At 59.9% G+C, this 17,263-nt stretch carries 12 protein-coding genes and 1 pseudogene; 7 read left to right on the top strand and 6 right to left on the bottom strand.

The window, feature by feature from the left end:
* Positions 1–33 precede the first annotated feature (33 nt).
* The 3 genes from AWR36_RS01555 to AWR36_RS01565 form a co-directional block, all read right to left on the bottom strand.
* Entirely contained in the window at positions 34–897 is an 864-nt protein-coding gene (locus AWR36_RS01555; protein ID WP_067080025.1) for a hypothetical protein, read from the bottom strand.
* A 224-nt stretch (positions 898–1,121) separates the two neighbouring features.
* Positions 1,122–2,594: an aminoacyl-histidine dipeptidase gene (locus tag AWR36_RS01560; protein ID WP_067080027.1), complete on the bottom strand. Its 1,473-nt coding sequence runs from the start codon at positions 2,592–2,594 to the stop codon at positions 1,122–1,124.
* A 195-nt stretch (positions 2,595–2,789) separates the two neighbouring features.
* Positions 2,790–4,739 carry a VacB/RNase II family 3'-5' exoribonuclease gene (locus tag AWR36_RS01565; RefSeq protein ID WP_067080030.1) on the bottom strand — a complete coding sequence of 650 codons (1,950 nt, stop codon included), beginning with the start codon at positions 4,737–4,739 and terminating at the stop codon, positions 2,790–2,792.
* Positions 4,740–5,050: 311 nt separating this feature from the next.
* Between AWR36_RS01565 and AWR36_RS01570 the strand changes: the two genes are divergently transcribed.
* The 5 genes and pseudogenes from AWR36_RS01570 to AWR36_RS01585 all read left to right on the top strand — a co-directional run bounded on the left by AWR36_RS01570 (position 5,051) and on the right by AWR36_RS01585 (position 12,416).
* The gene (locus AWR36_RS01570; RefSeq protein WP_067080032.1) at positions 5,051–6,142 is read left to right on the top strand and encodes a Glu/Leu/Phe/Val dehydrogenase dimerization domain-containing protein; all 1,092 of its coding nucleotides are present in this window, start codon (positions 5,051–5,053) and stop codon (positions 6,140–6,142) included.
* 325 nt (positions 6,143–6,467) lie between these two features.
* Complete coding sequence (locus AWR36_RS01575) at positions 6,468–9,290, top strand: M16 family metallopeptidase (RefSeq protein WP_067080034.1); 2,823 nt, start codon at positions 6,468–6,470, stop codon at positions 9,288–9,290.
* Positions 9,291–9,734: 444 nt separating this feature from the next.
* Positions 9,735–10,658, top strand: a pseudogene (gene rimK / locus AWR36_RS01580) (30S ribosomal protein S6--L-glutamate ligase); the annotation flags it as partial.
* Entirely contained in the window at positions 10,641–10,949 is a 309-nt protein-coding gene (locus AWR36_RS16330; RefSeq protein ID WP_231745245.1) for a cation:proton antiporter regulatory subunit, read from the top strand. The pseudogene rimK and the gene AWR36_RS16330, both read left to right, overlap by 18 nt.
* A 150-nt stretch (positions 10,950–11,099) precedes the next feature.
* A complete protein-coding gene (locus AWR36_RS01585) occupies positions 11,100–12,416 on the top strand; it encodes a mechanosensitive ion channel family protein (protein ID WP_067080039.1) in 1,317 nt (438 codons plus the stop codon).
* 30 nt (positions 12,417–12,446) lie between these two features.
* Here the strand turns inward: AWR36_RS01585 and AWR36_RS01590 are convergent, their stop codons facing one another.
* On the bottom strand, positions 12,447–13,058 hold the full coding sequence (locus AWR36_RS01590) for a glutathione S-transferase family protein (protein ID WP_067080042.1): 612 nt from the start codon (positions 13,056–13,058) through the stop codon (positions 12,447–12,449).
* 128 nt (positions 13,059–13,186) lie between these two features.
* Here AWR36_RS01590 and AWR36_RS01595 point away from each other — a divergent pair, with 128 nt between their 5' ends.
* Positions 13,187–14,518, top strand: coding sequence for a metal-dependent hydrolase family protein (locus AWR36_RS01595; protein ID WP_067080044.1), 1,332 nt, complete (start codon positions 13,187–13,189; stop codon positions 14,516–14,518).
* Positions 14,519–14,586: 68 nt separating this feature from the next.
* On the opposite strand, the gene AWR36_RS01600 is transcribed toward AWR36_RS01595, so the two are convergent.
* Both AWR36_RS01600 and AWR36_RS01605 read right to left on the bottom strand, forming a co-directional pair.
* Positions 14,587–15,312: an SIMPL domain-containing protein gene (locus AWR36_RS01600; RefSeq protein ID WP_067080046.1), complete on the bottom strand. Its 726-nt coding sequence runs from the start codon at positions 15,310–15,312 to the stop codon at positions 14,587–14,589.
* 109 nt (positions 15,313–15,421) lie between these two features.
* Positions 15,422–16,594 carry a hypothetical protein gene (locus AWR36_RS01605; protein ID WP_067080048.1) on the bottom strand — a complete coding sequence of 391 codons (1,173 nt, stop codon included), beginning with the start codon at positions 16,592–16,594 and terminating at the stop codon, positions 15,422–15,424.
* 205 nt (positions 16,595–16,799) lie between these two features.
* Here AWR36_RS01605 and AWR36_RS01610 point away from each other — a divergent pair, with 205 nt between their 5' ends.
* Positions 16,800–17,240: a VOC family protein gene (locus AWR36_RS01610; protein ID WP_067080050.1), complete on the top strand. Its 441-nt coding sequence runs from the start codon at positions 16,800–16,802 to the stop codon at positions 17,238–17,240.
* Positions 17,241–17,263 lie beyond the last annotated feature (23 nt).

Below are 17,263 nucleotides of genomic sequence, written 5' to 3' on the forward strand. Positions count from 1 at the left end.
CTGGGGCCTCAGTTGTGGCCGACAGGGGGCGGCTTACTCGGGGCTTAGCAGGGATTGTTGGATATGGAAGAGGTGCTGCTCGCCGCCGGCATCGATGGTGACAGCAACGGTGCGCGCGCCGTCGTCAGGGAGGTCGTCAATATCCAAGGCGATATAGCCCCCTTCCACAGTGCCCGGGGCTAGTGCCTCGATCTGCAGGAGGTGGCGGTATTTGGGGGTGGTGCGCAGGTAGCGTATCTCACGCACCAAGCGGTTGAACGGGTTTTCATCCAGTAAAACCACTCGCCCGCTGGCCGCGCGGGCCACGGTACCAAAAGACGTCTTGGTGGGGAGCGGCTTGCGGAGGGTGTAATCCAGGTCGTCGAGGACTTCACGGATACAGCGTGATTCTCCCAAGCTGGCATCGCCATCGGGCGCTTCGCTGAGCAGGTCGCATTCCTGCAGGCCGCGCAGGTTTAGGTGGGGGTTACTGACTGGTGTGCCCACGTGTCTGTCGTTGACGCTCAGGATCTTCCTTCGGGTGTGCTCGTCGCGCCAGTGATTGAATTCGTCTTGGGATAGCGAGCTGATCAGGGCTTTTTCTTCCCCGGCAGGCTCAGCCTCACCGTGTTCAACCATCCATGCCGAGACGCTTTCATGCCCCATTGAGAGCGGCGATTGTCCGCCGTTGTAGACCCACAGGCGCAGGAACAGCACCCCTTGTTCGTCACGGAAAGTTTCCTGGTCTATTCCCAATGCCACTAGGTGTTCACCCTCGGAAAATACCGTTGGCTGTCCGTAGATGGACTGCAGGGTTTGCCCCGTATCGGCGACAGGGCGGTTGGCAAAGGTCGCGTCACTGGCACATCCCGGCAGGCCCAGTAGGCCAGCCAGTAACAACTGTTTTATGTTTTTCATGGCGAGGTTTCGCTGCTTTTACCTGGCAAGGCTATACGCAGCGGGGCGGAGATGGATGTGCAGGGGCGCAATACCGGCGCTTGGCTCAACGCAGGGGGCCATGGATGGGATACAGATCTCACCTGACTCTCGGCAACCGGGATACCGGTCAAGTGAAGCCAAGTCCGGTTGCCCTGGCCAGTAGTCGGGGCCGGTGGGGGCCTTCCCCCTGTCCGGCCGAGGTATCAGCGTGCGGCGGGTATCGCCTGTACCACCTTCAGGAAATACTCCCAGAAATTCCCCACGCTCTCGATATGCACCCGCTCCTCCGGCGAATGCGCGCGGCGGATGGTGGGGCCGAAGGAGACCATGTCCCAGTGAGGGTAGGGCTTGGCCAGCAGGCCGCACTCCAGGCCCGCGTGGATAACTTTCACTAACGGTTCCTCGCCGGTCATGGCTTTGTAGACATCCTTCATCATCTTCAATAGTGGCGAGTGAATGTTGGGTGTCCAGCCGGGGTAGGCATTGTCCAGTGACACCTTGGCACCGGTCAGCTCAAAAGTGGCGGCGACATTCAGGCCGTGATCGTCCCGGGCGCTGTCGGACAGGCTGCGCACCAGGCACTGTATGCGTACCTGGTGCTGGCCGTCCACCAGCTCGGTAACGACGCGGGCCAGGTTGTTGGAGGTATCGGCGATGCCTTCCAGGTCGGTGCTCATGCGGGCGACGCCGTTGGGGCAGCAACGGATGGCATGAATCAGTTTCTGCTGGGTGGCCGGGTCCATCACGCCCTCGGGCCTGTCGGTCTCCTCGATGGTGATTTCCAGCTTGGCCTCGTTGTCCAGCTCCGCCTTGATGACGGCGGTTTCCTGCAGGACGATTTCCATCAGCCGCTCGGCGTGTTCAGCCGGCACTGTCACAGTGCTGAAAGACTCGCGCGGGATGGCGTTGCGCAGGCTGCCGCCGTCGAGGCTGGCAATGTGCAGGTCGGTGATTTCCCGCCGGGCAATGTCGATGATGCGATTGGCGATCTTGTTGGCGTTGCCGCGGCCCTTGTCGATGTCCAGGCCGGAGTGACCGCCGCGCAGGCCGCGCACGTTCAGTTTGAACGCCTTGTGGTCTGCCGGCATGCCGGTGGTGGAGTAGGGCAGGGTGACATTGATGTCCACGCCGCCGGCGCAACCCACGTAGAGTTCGCCCTCGTCTTCGGTATCGAGGTTCAGCAGCAATTCCGCTTCGAAATGGCCGGGCTGCAAGTGCTTGGCGCCGGTCATGCCGGCCTCCTCATCAACGGTCAGCAGTGCTTCCAGCGGCGGGTGCGGAATGTCGGTGCTCTCCAGCAGGGCGAGGATGGCGGCTACACCAATACCGTTGTCAGCGCCGAGTGTAGTGCCCTCGGCAGTGACCCACTCACCGTCGACGTAGGCCTTGATGGGATCTTTGCGAAAGTCGTGGTCGGTGTCGGCATTTTTTTGCGGCACCATGTCCACATGACTTTGCATGGCCAGCGTTTTCCGATCCTCCATGCCGGCGGTGGCAGGTTTCTTGATGATGACGTTGCCGATATGATCCAGCTTTACATCCAGGCCGCGCTCTTTGCAGAAATCGAGGATGTAAGCGACCACTTTTTCCTCGTGCTTGGACGGGCGGGGGATCTCGCACAGTTTGGCGAAATGCTTCCACAGCGGTGTTGGGTTGAGCTCGGCAATACTGGTCATTTCTGGACCCCTTGTATTTGTTGCTGGCTATTGTCTCTAGCAGTATTTCTTTTGGAAATTGCGATTACTGCCCGACTGATTGTGCCGGTCGGGCAGTCGCTGCCGGAGTCCAGAGTGACTGGATTCCGGCCTTCGCCGGAATGACGAAAGAAGGTGTTGGCGGGCACTGGCTTGCGCCAACCCGCACTCGATAGATTATTCAGCCGATGCGGTTTCGACCAGATCCAATGCGATGCGGCGCTTGTCCACGTCCACGTTGCTCACCTTGACGCTGACCGGCTGCTCCAGTCGGAAAGTCTGGCTCTTGTGGGTGATGGTCAGGTGTTTGCCGTCGAATTCCGGCGGGTTCTTTTTGTCGCCGTTCATGCGCACGAAGCCGTCGATGCCGTTATCGTCGAGGCGTACACCGATGCCTGCACCGTTGACCTGGGTCACTTTACCGGTGAACTGCTGGCCAACTTTGTCCTGCATAAACTGGCAGTAGAGCCATTGCTCGAGGGCACGGTTGGCCTGGCGACCAGAGATCAGGCTTTGCTGAAGGGCCTCAACCTGAGTGTCTTCCAGTGGCGGCAGCTGCTCGTCCTCGGCGGCGGCACGCAGCACGCGGTGGTTGTGCAGGTCGTTGTACTTGCGGATCGGTGAGGTAATGGTGGCGTAGCTGTCCAGCCCCAGACCCAGGTGGGGGCCGGGGGCGTTGGCGAACTGGCCCGGGCGCAGCATGCGCTTGAGCACCGCCAGCAGGTTCTGCATCTGCGGTTCGTCGTGGGTTTCGAGGTATTTCACCAGTGCAAGGTAGTTGTCCAGCTGGTGCAGGTCCTTCTCCGCGTGTTCCGGCAGGAATTCCTTCAGCAGGCTCTTCACCTCGCCCATGCGCTCGTCGCGGAAACCCAGGTGCACGGAGAAACATCCTTTTTCCAGTTCGGCCAGCTTCCGGCCCATGGAAATATTGGCGGCCAGCATGGCCTCCTCCACGATGCGCTGGGCGGCGTTGCGCTCCAGCTTCTCGATGCGGGCAATCTTGCGCTGCTCGTTGAGGTAAATCGCGTAGTCGGGGCGATCTTCCATCATCAGTGAATGGCTGGCACGGAAGGCGGTACGCGCCTTGGCCATGGCAGACAGGTTACGCAGGCTCTCGTGCTGCTCTGCCGGCACGGCGCTCTCGTCGCCTTCGAGCAACCTGGCCACCTGCTTGTAGCTGAGCTTATGCTGGGAGCGGATGGCAGCGAACTCGTAACTGCTGTCGCCGAGGCTGCCGTCGCTGTTGACGTCAACGTGCAGCACCAGAACCGGACGCAACTCCTCAGGCAGCAGGGAGAACTGATGCTCACACAGATCCCGGGGCAGCATGGGCAGGGTTTCGCCAGGGAGGTACTGGCTGTGGGCGCGGTTGAAAGCTTCTTTGTCCAGCGGGCTGCCCGGCTCGATCAGGCTGGAGGGATCGGCGACGGCGATATGCAGGGTCCAGCCACCATCGCGTGCGGTTACTGCCAGGGCGTCATCCATGTCGCGAGTGGATTCGGCGTCGATGGTCACAAAACCGAGGCCGGAGAGATCCTGTCGCTGGCTCACCACGGATTCCAGTTTGCCCTGGATTTCCTCCGCTTGTTTGAGCGCGTTTTTTGCAAAAGTTTCCGGCAGCCGGTGCTGGGCAACCACATAGGCGTGCTCGATGCCCGGCATATCGGGCTTGCCGATCACGGTCTCGACCTTCGCCTGGGAGCGGCCGTCCTTGAAGGGATGGCGGTTGATGGTGCAGGCGATGAAGTCGCCGGGCTGGGCCTTGCCGCGGGCGCGGGGTGGCAGGAAGATCCAGCGGGTAAAGCCGGGCATGCTCGGCTGTACGAAGTGGCCCTGGCCGCGCTGTACATACTGACCCACCAGGTACTGCAGTTCGGTTTCCTGCAGTACGTCCAGTTCGGCAGACAGTTTGCCTTTCTCTTCCTCATTGAGGCTCACCCGCACCCGGTCGCCGGGGAAGACGCGTTCCATCTCCGAAGGGGGCAGAAACGCCTCGCGACCGTCGTCCAGGGTGACAAAGCCGAATTTGCCGTTGCTGCCGCGCACCCGGCCCTCGGCAAATTCCTTGGTGGAGCGGATGTCGGTCTTCAATTGGGAGAGTTGCTTGAGGGCGTCGGCATTCAGCATTGCGAATTCTCTGCGGGTGATCTGGGGTCATTAATGGGCGCGGATTCTACCAGACCCTTGCGGTGGGACCAGTGACAGCGGGAGCTCAGCTCGCGCGGAGTGTGACCAGTCGGGCATCCTTGTTTCTATGTGACCCCTCATCCTAATAAATAGTTGATGGCGTGATGATTTCGCTCGTCTTTCGTCGGATTGTGCAAAATTTGCAAACTCTATATCCCGGCACTGGATATAATCTTATCTTCCGATAAAAACAGAAAACGGGCTGTGGTTGTTCCCCAGCTGTAGAACCGGTCTCCGGAAAGGAACACAAAATGAGTATTTTTTCCCATCCCGCCTATGACAAGCACGAACAGGTTGCTTTCTACCAGGATGCCAAAAGCGGCCTGAAGGCGATTATTGCGGTGCACAACACCAATTTGGGACCCTCATTGGGCGGCTGCCGCATGTGGCCTTACGCTGATGACGGCGAGGCCCTCAATGACGTGCTGCGCCTTTCCCGCGGTATGACCTACAAATCCGCCATGGCCGGCCTGAAGCTGGGCGGCGGCAAGGCGGTGATTATTGGCGATCCGCGCAAAGACAAGTCCCCGGAATTACTGCGCGCCATGGGTGACTTCATCAACACCCTGGGCGGCCGCTACATCACGGCGGAGGACTCCGGCACCAGCGTGGAAGACATGCACGTGATTGGCGAGCGCACCCAGTTCGTCTCCGGTGTAATCGAGGGTTCGGAGCACGGTGGTGATCCGTCCCCGTCCACCGCCTACGGCGTGTTTGTCGGCCTCAAGGCCGCGGCTGCGCACCGCTGGGGCAAGACTGACCTGAGTGGTCTCAAGGTCTCCATACAGGGTGTGGGCAATGTGGGCTTCCGCCTGGCCAAGCTGCTGAAAGAGGCGGGTGCCGAGCTGTACGTGACCGATATCTTCCAGGACAACATTGATCGCGCTGTGAATCAGCTGGGCGCCACTGCCGTGGGCGCTGAGGAGATCTTCGATCTGGACGTGGACCTGTTTGCGCCCTGCGCCATGGGTGCGATCCTGAACGATGACACCATCGCTCGCCTGAAAGTGGGCGCCATTGCCGGTGCTGCCAACAACCAGCTGGCAGAAGAGCGCCATGCAGAAGTGCTGCGCGAAAAGGGAATCCTGTACGCCCCGGATTACGTGATCAATGCCGGCGGCATTATCGACGTCTATTACCAGCAGCAGGGCATCCGTGAGCCGGGCAAGAGCTACGACCCGGCACAGGTGAAAGAGCACATCGATACCATCGGCAGCACCATGCAGGAAGTTTTCCAGCGGGCCGATGAGTCCGGTGAAACCACCGCACATGTGGCGGATCGTGTGGCCGAAGAGCGCTTTGGCCATGAAGACACCTTGAAGAACGATACGGCGGCAGCCTGATCGGTTCGCGGGCGGTCGCTGCAAGGCGGCCGGCCGCTACGGGTTTTCTCCCGGTGACGAGTGCATCGTCGCGATTCTCGTGAGGTATATGCTTGGGCGCTTTGGCGCCCATTTTTTGTCTCAACTCCCTGCGTGCCGCCATTTCCCGCCGGGCGCATTCCCTCCCGTCCGCTATACCGCTCTTCTACACTTAGCCGGCAGTTGCGATCGCCTGTAATTCCTGAATGACGGTGGCTGGCTGCTGCAATACAGGTCTACGTATTGCTGGTTTACTGGTGATCGCTCTCGAGTCGGCTTTTTCATTTAGCAAATTCCGGGTAACGACATGGCAAAACCCTCCGTCCTGTCTTCTGTTGCACTCCTTTGTGCAATGCTTGTGGGCTGTGGTGGCGAGCGCAACGGAGAGGAGACCCACCGGGCGCTGACCGTGGACCGTGAGGCGGCGGCCAGCAGCAAGGCGGCTGCCACCAGTGGTGAGGCGTTTGTGGAGGCGCCGGAGATTGAAATCCCTTTCCACAAGGAGCGTCTGGATAACGGCCTTACTGTCATCGTGCACGAGGATTCCAAAGCGCCGGTGGTGGCCATCAACATCTGGTACAAGGTGGGCTCCAAGGACGAGCAGCCCGGCAAGACCGGCTTTGCGCACCTGTTTGAGCACCTGATGTTCAACGGCACGGAAAACTATCCCGGCGAGTATTTCGAGCCTTTCCAGCGTTCCGGTGCCACCGACATGAACGGCACCACCAACAGCGATCGCACCAACTATTTCGAGACCGTCCCCAAGGGGGCCGTCGACATGGCCCTGTGGATGGAGTCGGACCGCATGGGGCACTTCAGTGGTGCCATCACCCAGGAAGTGCTGGACGAGCAGCGCGGTGTGGTGAAGAACGAAAAGCGCCAGGGAGAAAATGCGCCCTACGGCAAAGCCTTTGAAACCATCGCCCGCAGTACGTTTCCGCCCCACCACCCGTATTCCTGGACCACCATCGGCTCCATGGAAGACCTGGATAACGCCAGTCTGGAGGATGTGAAGCAGTGGTTTGCCGACTACTACCAGCCGGCCAACGCCATTCTCGTCATCGCCGGTGATATCACGGTGAATGAAGCCATGGCACTGGCGCGGAAATACTTCGGTGATATTCCCAGCACCAGCGTGCCGCCGCGAGTGCAGAACTGGGAAATTCCCATGCATATCAACAAGCGGGAGGTGATGACCGACCAGGTGCCGCAGACGCGGATCTACAGGGTGTGGAATGTGTCCGCCATCGGTAGCGACGAGGAGAACGCGCTGGACCTGATGACATCGCTGTTGGCCAACCGCAAGAACTCCCTGCTTTACCGACGCCTGGTTCGCGATGAGCAGGTGGCCACCAGTGTCAGCGCTTTTTACTACGGGCGGCAGCTGGCAGGGCAGATCATCCTGATGGTGGATGTGAAACCGGGAGTACCACTGGAGAAAGTCGAGACACTGCTTGACGAAGAGCTGCGTGAGTTTGCGCGACAGGGTGTCAGCGCCGAGGAACTGAAACGTATTAAGCAGAGCGAGTTCGCCAGCCTGGTCAAGGGTCTGGAAAAGGTCGGCGGTTTCGGGGGCAAGACCGATATCCTGGCCCGCTCCGAGTTTTATTACGGTGACCCGGGCGCACTGCTGGCGGGCCTGGATGAGTATGCCAGGGTTTCCGCTGCCGAGGTGCAGGACGTGGCCAAGCGTTGGCTCACCGAGGACAGCTATACCCTGGTCATCAAGCCCGAAGAAAAGTTTGCCGCCGCGCAGGAGGGGGCCGACCGCAGCCAGTTGCCGCCGGTGGATAAAACGGTGGAGCTGGAATTGCCGAAGCAGCAGGAATTTACGCTAAAAAACGGCCTGCGCGTCGTGCTGGCGGAACGCCACGATACCCCGGCAGTTTTCCTTAACCTGCAGTTCCGCAGTGGTGCTGCAGCGGATGGGGACCAGCCGGGGCTTGCGTCGATCACCGCGCGGATGTTGAGCGAGGGGGCCGGCGACTACGACAGCCTGGAGTTCAGTTCCCGCCAGGAAGAACTGGGGGCGACGATCAGTGCCGGCAGCGGGCTGGACTACAACACCATCGGCCTGAGCGCCCTGACCACACAGCTGAAGCCGTCACTGGAACTGTTTGCCGATGTGGTCATGCGCCCCCGTTTCCCCGAGGAGGATCTGGCGCGGGTGAAATCCAATCGTATTGACGGCATCGCACAGGAGAAGGCACGTCCCCAGGGGCTGGCCCTGCGGGAACTGCCGCCGCTGCTGTTCGGAGAGGATCACCCCTACGGCTCTCCACTGACCGGCTCCGGTACCGTAGAGGGGGTTAAATCGATCAGCCGGGATGACCTGGTGACTTTTCACGAAGCCTGGGTGCGGCCTGATAACGCTACCCTGGCGGTGGTCGGGGATGTGACTCGCGAGCAACTGGAGCCGATGCTGAACGACGTCATTGGCGACTGGCGCGCGCCCGAGGAACCGCTGGCGAAAATCGACCTGCCAGCCGTGGAGCGCCCGGAAAAGCCGCGCATTTTCCTCCTCGACCGGCCCGGCGCGGAGCAGAGTTTCATCCTGGCCGGATTAATCCTGCCTCCCTGGCAGAAAGAGGGCGCCGAGGCCTTCGATGCCATGGCATCGGTCATCGCCGGCAAATTTACATCCCGGGTCAACATGAACCTGCGGGAAGACAAGCACTGGTCCTACGGCGCGCAGGCGATGACGCTCGATACGGAGGGCAACCGGCCCTATTTGCTGTTCGCGCCGGTACAGACCGACAAGACAGGCGCAGCCCTGCAGGAGCTGTTGAAGGAATACCGGGATTTCCTGGGGGAGCGCCCCATCACGGAAGAGGAACTATCGGATTACCGGGACGACGAAGTGCTGAAACAAAGCGCTGCGTTCCAGACCAAGGGACAGCTGCTCTCCATGATTAACTGGCAGCTGGAGAAAGGCCTGTCACCGGATTACATTGCCGGCTACCCGCAGAGGGTGGCGGCTCTGAACGAAGAGCAGGTCATGGCGGCGGCCAGGGAGTTCCTCGCACCGGGGCAGTTTACCTGGGTGGTTGTGGGAGATCTCGACAAAATCCGCCCGGAAATCGAGGCTCTGGACGTCGGCCCAGTGCAGGTACTCGATCATGAACTGTGAGTAGAGCCCGGGCGTACATAAAAGCAGTGAAGATCATTCGGACTGTGGCGGGGTAATCTACTCATACGAGTATTGCCGGCGATGCACTGGTAATCTGGCGCGTAGCCATTAGGCTAGGTGCTGGAGCTGCACAAGATCCCACGTCAGCATTCGCCCTCGCCATTGCTTTGGGCCATTGTCTCGGGTCATTGCCGTGCCGGCGGAGAGCCTGTCAGTCTTCCCGCTGGTGGCGCATTGGCGCGATGACAATTGTGATAATAATGCAGTTATCCAGCGTTTTTTCAGTAGCCCCCGGCTTGGACGGTTGAGCTCTCAACGGCAATCGGAATAGTAGGTGTGGGGCGCATTCCTGTTGTGCATGGGGTCCCACTGGACTCCTGCACGGTCATTCATTCGGTCCCACAGCCCCGGCATGTGGACTGCACAATAAAAAGGTGACCCCTCATGAAGCTCGCGATCCTCTCCAGAAGCCCCGACTGTTACAGCACACAGCGTCTGACGGAAGCGGCCCGTCACCGTGGGCACGATGCGGAGGTGCTCGATACCATCAAATTTGCCATCGACCTGGAGCGAGGCGCACCCGATCTCTACTATCGGCAAAAACAGATTGAGGATTTTGATGCCGTGTTGCCGCGAATCGGTGCCTCGATCACCTATTACGGCACGGCGGTGGTGCGCCAGTTTCAGGAGATGGACGTTTTCTGTGCCAATACTGCCCATGGCATCAATAATTCCCGTGACAAATTGCGCAGCCTTCAGCTGCTGAGTCGGCACCATATCGGTATCCCACGAACCACATTCGTCCACAGCAAGCGGGACGTATTGCCCGCCATCGAGCGGGTCGGCGGTGCACCCGTGGTGATCAAGCTCATCGAGGGGACACAGGGTATCGGTGTGCTATTGGCAGAGACCGTAAAGCAGGCAGAGGCCATCATCGAGCTGCTGCAGAGCCAGAAACAGAATGTCCTCATCCAAAAATTTGTGGCGGAGAGCAAAGGAAGGGATATTCGCGCTTTTGTGGTGGGTGATCGCGTAGTCGCCGCCATGCGCCGTGTCGCCCAGGGCCAGGAGTTCCGCAGCAACGTCCACCGCGGCGGTATTGCGGAGCGTGTCGAGTTGCCGCCGGAATATGTCGAGACCGCGGTGCGCGCGACCCAGATCATGGGGCTCCAGGTGGCCGGCGTGGACATGCTGGAGAGCAACAGCGGCCCACAGATCATGGAGGTTAACTCCTCGCCGGGCCTCGAGGGTATTGAAACCTGTACCGGGCTCGATGTCGCCGGCGCGGTGATCGAATACATTGCGGCACAGGTGGACTTCCCCGAGATCGACGTGCGCCAGCGATTGACGGTGAGCAAGGGCTACGGGGTCAGCGAGATCTATATTCCGGAGGGGGCGAAATTCGTCGGCAAAACCATCCGCGAGACCCAGCTCTACGAGCACGATATCAACGTACTTACCCTCTATCGGGGCGCCAAGGTCATACCAAACCCCAAGCCCGAGCGGGAACTGGAGGCGAATGACAAGTTGCTGTGCTTTGGCAAGCTGGAGGCCATGCGGGGCATGGTGCCTGCCAAGACCCGTCGTCGCCGCCGGCCGGATATCTCCGACCTGCCGGCCGATGTGGTGCATGCCGGTGAGACCGAGACATCAGATTGAGCGTGTCTTGAAGCATCCCGTCCGCAACCACCGCCCGGATATCGGGTTGAGAGGCCTGATTGAGAGGGGGCGGCTATTCGATTGATATTTCGCGGCGGTTACAGGTCGGCTCGCGCTTGGGCGAGTCGATTCGCTTTGCTGGACGAGTAGATGGAAACCGAAGAGTTACTGGAAGAATTAAAACAAAACGTAGGCCAGGCACTCACCTCCACAGATGAGATGGAAGTGCTGGGGCAGCTGGGCATCATCTCTGTCATCTACCTGCTGGCATATGTCATTGCCCACCGGCTGGTAAAGCTTGTTCCCTGGTTCAAGCGTCCGCCGGCCCACCCGCGGCAGTCCCCGATTCACTTGCTCGTCTACCGCTGTGGGCGCCTGCTGTTTCCGTTGTTGGCCATTGTCCTCCTGCGGCTCGACCTGGCGTTTGTTCCCCAGTTCCGGGGGGAGACCTGGGTGGTGCAGGCGGCTTTCGCCATCGCCATCATTCTGCTGTTCAATGATTTTGTAAAACTGGTCATCACCCGGCCTGCCGTGGCAACCGTGTTCCGCTGGGTGGGGATGCCGATCCTGTTTCTCTATGTCATTGGAGCCCTGGATGACATCGTCCGTGTGCTGGACTCCATGGCGATCGAGCTGGGCAATATTCGTATTTCCGCCTATGGAATCGCCCGTGCACTGATTTTTGGTTCGCTGCTGTTCTGGTTGGGTCGGGTATCCAATTCCACCGGGCAGACCATCATCCGCAACCAGGAGGCCCTGGATTACCGCACGCGGGAAGTGGCGGCCAAGCTGTTTGAAATTACCCTGTTCACGCTGGTCTTCATCCTGATTTTGAACCTGATGGGGATCAACCTGACCGCACTGGCGGTTTTCGGCGGCGCAGTGGGCGTCGGTATCGGTTTTGGCCTGCAGAATATCGCCTCCAACTTTATCTCCGGGCTGATCATCATCATGGATCGCTCTGTGACCCTCGGGGACTACATCGGCCTGGAGGATGGTCGTTGCGGCACAGTGTCGAAATTGAGCTTTCGCGCTGTAACGCTGGAAACTTTTGATGGAAAAGATGTTGTTGTCCCGAACGAGAAGTTTGTCTCCGAACCTTTCGTGAACTGGACGCAGAAGAACCGCAAGCAGCGCTACCGGGTGGACTTTTCCGTTGCTTACAGCACCAATATGCGAGAGGTGGTGGAGATCATCAAAGCGGCGGTTTCAGAGCATCCCCAGGTCCTGAGCGGAGAAGACCTGCCTATTGAGGAGCGACCGGACTGCGAGATCGACAGCTTTGGCGATAACGGGGTAAATATGTTCGTGGAATTCTGGATGGTGGGGGTGGATGACGGTCGCAACCGGGTCGGCGGTGACCTGCTGCTGATCATCCTCGAGACGCTGCAGCAAAACGGTGTTGAGATTCCCTTCCCGCAGCGGGATGTACGCATTGTGGATGGAGCGACTGCCGAAACCCTGTGAGGTTGCGGCAATCGCCGGTTCAACCAGCTGTCAGGCGGAGGCGCTGGGACGGGCGCTTACCTCTTCGCGCCAGCGTATCAGGTTGGGGTGTTGCTCTGGCTCCGGGCGCAGTTTGACGGCCCGGCCGAAGTCCAGCGAGCAGAGCATGCCGATATCCGCCACCGAGAAGTAGTCGCCCACGAGGTAACGGTTTCCCTCCAGGTGTCGGTCAAGCACAGAAAAGAACTCCACTGCCTTCCTGCCGCTCTCCTCGCCAAATTCCGGAAATACCTTCATGCGGTCGGCGAAAAAACCGGTGGTGTGCTGAAAGCACATGCCCACATTGAACATCATGTTGAAGTCGCCCCGACGGGTCCACATCTCTACCAGTGCTTTCTCCTTGGCATCGCGGCCGAACAGGGGCGGCTCGGGGTTGAGTTCCTCGAAATAGCGCTGGATGGCCACGGATTCGGCTATACAGGTGCCATCGTCCAGCTCCAGAACGGGTACCTTGGCATTGGGGTCGCGGCGCCGATACTCTTCGCTGAGATTTTCTCCCTTACCGATATCTACCTGTGCATACTCGATATCGATGCCTTTTTCTGCGAGAAACATGCGCACACGGCGACAATTCGGGGCCTGGGCGAACTCGTAGATCTTCATTGGGCTTTCTCTCCGCTCCGCGATTGCGGTAGATTGTAGGGCTTTTGCCGCGCCAGCCAGGATTTCACCAGTGCGCGGCTCTGATTAACCTCTGTTGCAGAATTTATGTCACCCACAGGCCACCCACAATGACAACAAATGCCAATCGCCCCCGCCTTCGCGCCCGTCTGTTTTCACTGCTGGTCTTTACCGGCGCCTCTCTTGCAGCGGCTGCCGCTACTGCCGAAGAGATTGCCATCTATGCAGGCAAGCTCTTTGACAGCGAGCGCGGCCAGCTGTTAGAGGACCGGACGATTCATGTCGTTGACGGTCGTATCGAGTCGGTGCAGGTGGGCTTTGCCAAGCGCGAGCGGCAACAGCTGGTGGACCTGCGGGATTACACTGTCCTGCCAGGACTGATGGACATGCACACGCATCTGGCCTACGAGTTTGGTCCGCGCACTTATATGGAGACGTTTACCTGGAACGCCGCCGATTACACCCTGCGCGGCGTGGATACCGCCGGTCGAACACTGGCGGCAGGTTTTACCACCGTTCGGGACCTGGGGGACAAAGACAATGTCACCGTGAGCCTGCGCAATGCCATCAATGCCGGCACCATTGTCGGCCCGAGAATCTTCACCGCTGGCAAGTCTATTGCCACCACTGGCGGTCATGCGGATCCCACCAATGGCCATCGTCACGCGCTGATGGGCAGCCCCGGCCCGGCTGAGGGCGTTGTCAACGGTACCGACAGCGCGCGCCAGGCGGTGCGGCAGCGCTACAAGGACGGAGCGGACCTGATCAAGATTACCGCCACCGGCGGCGTGCTCAGCGTAGCCAAAAGTGGCCAGAATCCGCAGTTTATGGACGATGAGCTGGAGGCGATCGTCAAGACGGCCAAGGATTATGGTTTCACTGTCGCAGTGCATGCCCACGGCAAGGAGGGCATGGAGCGGGCGATTCGTGCTGGTGTCGATTCCATTGAGCACGGTACCTATATGGACGCGGAAACCATGGACCTGATGCGTCGCTTCAATACCTGGTATGTACCCACCATCCTGGCGGGGGAGTGGGTAACGGAGAAATCTGCCGTGGAAGGTTTCTTCCCCGATGTTGTGCGAACCAAGGCGGCCACCATCGGGCCCCTGATCCAGAACACCTTTGCCGAAGCCTACAAGCGCGGGGTCAAAATTGCGTTTGGCACTGACAGCGGCGTCAGTCGCCACGGGGACAACGGCAGGGAGTTTGTGCTGATGGTGAGAGCGGGGATGACGCCAGCGGACGCCATTCGCAGTGCCACCTGGAATGCGGCCCAGCTACTGGGTGCGGAAGATGAACTGGGCAGCATCAGCCCGGGCAAGCATGCCGATATCATTGCGGTGAAAGGAAATCCACTGGAGGATATTTCCGAGTTGCAGCGGGTGCGGTTCGTGATGAAAGGTGGCGAGGTGTTCAAGCCAGTGCGAGCTGCGGAATAATCTCTGACGCACAAAAAGAAAAGGCGCCGTGAGGCGCCTTTACTCTTTCGTTGAGCCGCTGGAGTCGCTCAGTCCTCCAGCTCAAACACCAGGTCCAGGTTGACCGATAATGTGGTCTCCCCCGGCGCCACCGGCGTGCGGGCATCTGCCGAGGCCATTTCTGCACGCATCATCGGGCGCGGCATGCCGCCACTGCCACCTTCCGACACGCTGACCAGGCGATGCACTTTCATGCCCAGGGCATCAGCATAGGTCTGTACCCGGGCCTGGGCCTTTGCCAGCGCCTGCTGGCGGGCTTCCGCCAGGGCCGGCTCGGGGTCGCCGACCTCCAGGCTGGGGCCGTGGATCTGGTTGGCGCCGGCTTCGGTCAGGGCACTCAGCACATCGCCGAGCTTGCCGATATCGCGCACTTTCAGGTTGACGGTATTTCGGGCGACGTAGCCAACCAGGGTGCGGCCGGGGCGGTTGGGACTGCCGGCGGTATTCTGCGGATATTCATAGCGTGGCGTCAGGCTGATACCCGAGGTCTGGATGTCCTTCTCCTCAATACCCGCTTTCCGGATCGCCTTGATGACTTTCTCCATCTGCTTGGCGTTGGCCTTCATGGCCGCATCGCTCTCCTCTGCCTCGGTCACCACACCCGCGCTGATGCCGGCTACATCGGGTACCCGCGTCGCTTCGCCCTGGGCAGAGATGGAGACCAGAGTGCCATGCTCCCGGGGGGCGCCGTCATTGCCACAGGCCGTCAGCATGAGGGCAAGCAGGGCAGTCAACGAGATCTTTACCATGTTCATAACATCTTCCTTTTTGTGTTCTGGCACCGGTGTCAGCGGGCCATCGAGAAAACGTATCCTAATGTTCTCAAACTGAACGGCACCTGAGTGCCGTTCATCTCAGCGGAACTCAACCAAATACCTGTTGGTAGTCCTCATTCTCGGCATGGTAGATGGCAAAGCCGAGTCGCAACAGCCGCTGGCGCCGATCGCAGAGTACCCCGCGATGGCGCAGCTCTTCCTGCAGCTGCTCGGATTTCTCCGCAGTGGTGCAGTCGAAGGTAAAGAAATGGCCATGCCCGTTGTGCAGGTCATGATGAATCAGGGTGTCGCGATTGAGCAGCGGGTGGGCGGCACTGTCCATGGTATCGAGGAAGCGCTGCTGTGCGGCCTTTACATATTGATGGATTTTTTCGACTGTTACGCCGTCGCGGGCAAACTGCTGCATGACGGCGAGGCCGCGGTACAGGGCGGAGTAATCCATGGTTGCACCGGCAAACCTGAGCCAGTTATCCGCGTAACCCACACGATCTGCGCGGTTTTCCAGCTCTGCCAGTTCGGCAAACCAGCCGGTGTTGCGGGGCCGCAGTGTGCAGTCCGCGGGAATACTCATGAAGCACAGGCCTTCGCCGGCGCCCAGGTATTTGTACGAGCCCGCGGTGTAGAACACCTTGTCAGCGACTTCGCCGAGATCGGTCGGCAACGCATAAAAGCCGTGGTAGCCGTCGATGACGAATTCCGTGCGCTCCGGCTTGTTGTCGGCGATTTCCATCAGGCGCGGGAATACCACCGCCGATCCGAAAAACACCTGGCTGGCGTAGGCGAGCTGGTAGTCCCCCCGATGAAGTTCCTGCTCAAAGCGGTCTGCCAGGGAGTCGAAGGGTTCCCGGTGGATTCGGGTGATCTCGACATTGGGCTCCTCCTCCAGCCTTTGCAGCTGGCGGGCGAAGCTGTAGAACTCGCCGTCGGTGGTGAGGATGCGCAAGGTCTTGCTCGGGTCGAAGGCGCTTACAAGCCGGTAGACCAGCTCATGGGTGTTCGGGGCGATGGCGATACGCTGTGGGTCCGGCAGGTTCAACGTCTGCGCCACAGCGCGCTGCCAGTCAGGGATTTTTTCGCCGAAGATCAGCTCCCACTTGCTATCGACGTGGGTTGCGGCGTCCTGCCAGTACTGAGACATGGCTTCCCGCGTCACGTCGGGCCAGAAGTGGTGGGAATGGCAGGCCATGTGCAGGGTAGGGTAGGCGGCATCCGGGTCAGCTGCGGTGGCCTGGAGAAATTCTCGATAGTATTTCTGATACATTTGGTGCTGGTATCCGATCCGGTGAACTCTTATTGTGCTCCGGCGATTGTAGCCTCTCTGTCGCTATAATCGCACCGCGATAGCCTTCAGCCTGCCGGCCGGCGTATTCGGCTGTTTGATCGAAGGTATGCGCACAATCGATTGGATCTGGCAGTCACCCCGCCGTTCAATGCGCTCTTTTGCCAACGTGATGAGGAGTTACTCGATGGAATATCTGCACACTATGGTCCGCGTCGCCAACCTTGAGGAGTCTCTCAAGTTCTACTGCGAAAAGCTGGGCCTGCAGGAGGTCAGCCGCATGGACCACGACAAGGGGCGCTTTACTCTCGTGTTCCTGGCGGCTCCCGGTGACGCGGAGAGCGCCAGGGAGAACAAGGCGCCGCTTCTGGAGCTGACCTACAACTGGGATCCGGAAACCTATAGCGGTGGCCGTAACTTTGGCCATCTCGCCTACCGTGTGGATAATATCTACGCCACCTGCCAGCGCCTGATGGATGAGGGAGTGACGATCAATCGCCCGCCCCGTGACGGTCATATGGCCTTTGTACGTTCTCCGGACGGTATCTCCATCGAGCTGCTGCAGAAGGGCGACTCCCTGGAGCCGCAGGAGCCCTGGGCTTCCATGGAGAACACCGGCGAGTGGTGACGGCCGGCACGGGGGCGGGGGAG

The sequence above is a fragment of the Microbulbifer flavimaris genome (assembly GCF_001641755.2).
GTDB lineage: Bacteria > Pseudomonadota > Gammaproteobacteria > Pseudomonadales > Cellvibrionaceae > Microbulbifer > Microbulbifer flavimaris.